Annotated in this window: 5 protein-coding genes; 4 read left to right on the forward strand and 1 reads right to left on the reverse strand. The window is 41.1% G+C overall.

Features of this window, described 5'->3' with window-relative positions; translation table 11 throughout:
• The 4 genes from F607_RS31885 to F607_RS0125535 form a co-directional block, all read left to right on the forward strand.
• Positions 1-464 (forward strand): OmpA family protein (locus F607_RS31885; RefSeq protein WP_038292311.1); only part of this gene is annotated, 464 nt, incomplete at its 5' end.
• Complete coding sequence (locus F607_RS0125525; RefSeq protein WP_027710282.1) at positions 461-901, forward strand: TrbM/KikA/MpfK family conjugal transfer protein; 441 nt, start codon at positions 461-463, stop codon at positions 899-901. The genes F607_RS31885 and F607_RS0125525, both read left to right, overlap by 4 nt.
• 53 nt (positions 902-954) lie before the next feature.
• The gene (locus tag F607_RS0125530; RefSeq protein ID WP_027710283.1) at positions 955-1431 is read left to right on the forward strand and encodes a hypothetical protein; all 477 of its coding nucleotides are present in this window, start codon (positions 955-957) and stop codon (positions 1429-1431) included.
• A 150-nt stretch (positions 1432-1581) separates the two neighbouring features.
• The gene (locus F607_RS0125535) at positions 1582-2907 is read left to right on the forward strand and encodes a protelomerase family protein (RefSeq protein WP_027710284.1); all 1326 of its coding nucleotides are present in this window, start codon (positions 1582-1584) and stop codon (positions 2905-2907) included.
• A gap of 52 nt (positions 2908-2959) precedes the next feature.
• On the opposite strand, the gene F607_RS0125540 is transcribed toward F607_RS0125535, so the two are convergent.
• On the reverse strand, positions 2960-3591 hold a 632-nt coding region (locus F607_RS0125540; protein WP_027710285.1), incomplete at its 5' end, for a DinB/UmuC family translesion DNA polymerase.

The raw sequence follows: 3591 nt of genomic DNA on the forward strand, positions 1-3591 counted from the left end.
CCCGCCCTACCCCGACGTTTACGACCACGCCTATTGAGGAGCCTGCCCCTGTAGAGCAGATTGAAATGCCTGCGCCCAAGGTAACATCCGTTAAGCAACAGGCGCGGTATTTTATTGATTTTGCGAATGACAGTGTCGCAGTGACAAATTATAAGCAAACCATGGAATCCTTGCTTCCTGCATTAAAAGGCAAACAGGTATTTATTATTGGCCACTCTCATGGCCATAGCCATGTTGGGACTTCCACCCTTGCCGTAAAACGCGCCAAAGCGGTTAAGTACCTTTTGGAAGGCCATGGTATCCCTGCACAAACACTGCATACTTTGGCATTTTGGTCAGAAACAGGGCGGGACTTTGCACCTGCTAAAGGCGTGCAAGTAGTAGCATTAGACAGCCAGCAAAGTACGTTAGACGAGGTCCTTCTGTCGTTTAATGCAGAGCACAACAGTAGGCCTCAAGGATGAAACCATTAATCACTTATGGATTCTGTCTGTGGTTGGTACTGGGCGTATCTATGAGCCATGCGTTATCGGATGAAGCGGTACTGGCATGTGGCGCTGTGCTGTGTTTGGCATCGCCTGCTGCGCCACCTCAATGTAACCCGTATTTAGCAGCTTTCTACGCTATAACGGATAAAAAGTGGGCGAAACAACTCCAAAAACGTACTGATTTCTTAAAGCTTTGTCCAAACCCAACCATACAATCAGTGGCGTCTATCTATGCGGTAGGTATCCGAGATTATTGTGATGCTACTGGATTAAACCGTCGCAATCGTAGGAATCGTGATGGAGACCCTTATATTCTAGCTAACATGCCAGCTGATTGTGAGCAATTTTATAATTACAGCTGGAACCAGTTACATAAGCGACCCGTTTACAGAAATAACAGATGGTATGATTAATCGTGTAATGCAATCTTTCACAGGATCTTGAGCCTAATAATAAGGATAAAATAATGATGCAAAATAACCTGATCAGCGCCCAACACTATTCGTGTAGCCAACATATTTTACTGGCGGAGAACTTGGATTTTAAAATTACACCGATTTGTACGTATCACAAAAAAGCCAACATCACTTACCGCAGCCCCATAAAAATGGGAAATATCACTGTAGATGTGGTGGCAACAACCACATTGGATATGGAAACCCTGGTAAATTTACGCGTGGAAAAGATTGATGAACAGTTCTGTGTGGTAAATGATTCTGCATCACAGCTAACGGACCCCATCAAGCTAATCGTGAAAAGTGAAGCTGTTGGTTATCGGCTTATTCAAGCTATCATTGATACGTACGAGAAAAAAGCAGAACAGCCAAGTGAGGTTGTAACCATGATCAATAAAAGCCAGATTGAGTTATTAGCACCTTTTATTTTTATTGGCTGTAGTGTGCTACTTACAATATCACTGTCGTTTTGGTTACTGTTTAAGTAAAAATTTATACTCATTTTGCTTATTTATTGTTTATTGCTTGTTGTTGTGCAAGTGTTGGCATTCAAAGTGTGTGAATATTTTGTTATAGGGGTTGAGGGTGTATTCAAAGAGTGCTAGTATCACACTATACATGATATAGGGGGCGATACAGTGGCATTTAAAATTGACGAAAGAATCACGCTACTATTCCAAAAAATAGCAGAAATTGAAAAACAAGATATCACGCGATCTGCAAAAACCCAAAAATTACAACGGCTTGCAAAAGCGTTTATGAAGCAGTTACATGAAAGTGGTTTGTCTGAAAAAACCATCGTTAAATATATCTCAAAAACACGTAAAGAGATTTATGATGCAAATTTACGGCACCACAATTTAGACCAGCAGTTAGAAGTAATTTATAAATATCACCCTGAACTGAAAGATGAGCTAAATAAATTATTAAAACTACCAATGTCTCATGCGATTCAAGGGTTAGTGCAGTTACAAGAAAAGTATAACGGTCAACCAGTGCATAAACGACTACAACAGTTACAGCTAGGACATGAAGTATTACGGTTTATACGCATGGGAGACTTATGTAAGAAGCTTGAAAAAGAGTACAACCAGTTAGTACAAGACAGGCATCGGAACCCTATCACCGTTAACTATCAGTGGTTACTTAAGACAATTGAATCACTACTAACTGAAAAAACTAAGAATGGTACTTATAGTTATTCTCGTTTGGCATTGGGTTTAGCGCTTGCCACGGGGCGCCGTGCTATCGAAATTTTATATCAAGGAAAGTTCAGTAAGCATGGTGAGAGTCAATATCAAATTGAGTTTAAAGGTGCAGCTAAAAAGCGAATGTCTGTTGGAGAAGGCGTATTGTATACAATTGTACCTGCCGAGCTTGTGATGAAGGGGATTTGGCATTTACGTCGTTTACCAGAAATTAAAGCTTTACAATCGTTTAAGCATTTACCTGAAGGTGAACGGAATGCATTGATTAATCAACGCTGTGCTCGTACATTGAACGATACTACGAAGCTAGTTTTTGGCGATAATGATGCGTTGTTTAAGGATTCTCGAAATCTCTACGGCCAGTGTGTTAAGCATATGCACTATGATACGTGGCGAAAAGAGCATAAGGGAACAGAAACAGCGTTTTTGCAAGACATGTTTTTACATGAAAATATTTCTACTCATACTATCTATACCGCATGGCAGCTTGATTTTACTGAATATGAGGTCGTTGAAATACCTCGCAAGGAGCTAAAGAAAACGCGGCTGTCGATAGTTGATAAGTTTAGAGAACATGAAGATGCAAAAGCAGCATCTATACAACGCTTGTTGGATGTCACAGAGGAATTGATCAAAGAAGATCCGCAAATAGTGATTAGTCAGACTATGTTACGGAAAAAGTCGGGTTCAGGGGTACCAGTGATTAAACGGTACTTATCATTGGTTGGTGATGAGATTAATCAAGATATTGGTTAGGGGGGCATGCAAGACTAACCTTTCTAACCCAGGTTTTATGCCTGGGTTTTTGTCACCTTACAGACGGTATGTCTTCCCATTGGGTAGTATAAGCAGGGGACAAGTAGTGTCTCTGCATACTCCAAGGTTTCTTAACTCCCTGACTAGCCAAAAAAATATTTTTTCCTGTTTGATTGATCTTATCGATTGTAGCCATTAAAGCCTGGCTCTTAGAGTCATTTCCACACTCAGAAAACAAGCTCTGTTGAAATACTCCAGGCTCGAAAAAGTCGCTTAACATGATTCCTGCTTTTGCATACCTGATTCCATCTCGCCAGATGAAATCAAGCAGCATCATAGCCACTCGTACAATGTCTCTAGTGTCGTCTGTTGGCATGTCCAGTGTTGCAGATGCTGAGTTACTGTAATACAGATCATTAGGGTTAAAGGGACTTGAGCGGATAAAAACACTGACAACTTTCGCGCATCGTTTCTGGCCTCTAAGCTTTTCCCCTGCACGGCTCGCATATTCGCTAACAGCTTCGCGCATAGCGTTGATTGTCGTTATACGAGACCCAAACGAACGACTACAGACAATTTGCTGTTTTGCTGGTGCTATTTCTTCAATATCAATACAACTCTCGCCGTTTAGCTCTCTGACCGTACGCTCTAAGACAACTGAGAAGCTCTTTCTAATGGTCTTAG

The organism is Zooshikella ganghwensis DSM 15267, from assembly GCF_000428585.1.
GTDB classification, from domain to species: domain Bacteria; phylum Pseudomonadota; class Gammaproteobacteria; order Pseudomonadales; family Zooshikellaceae; genus Zooshikella; species Zooshikella ganghwensis.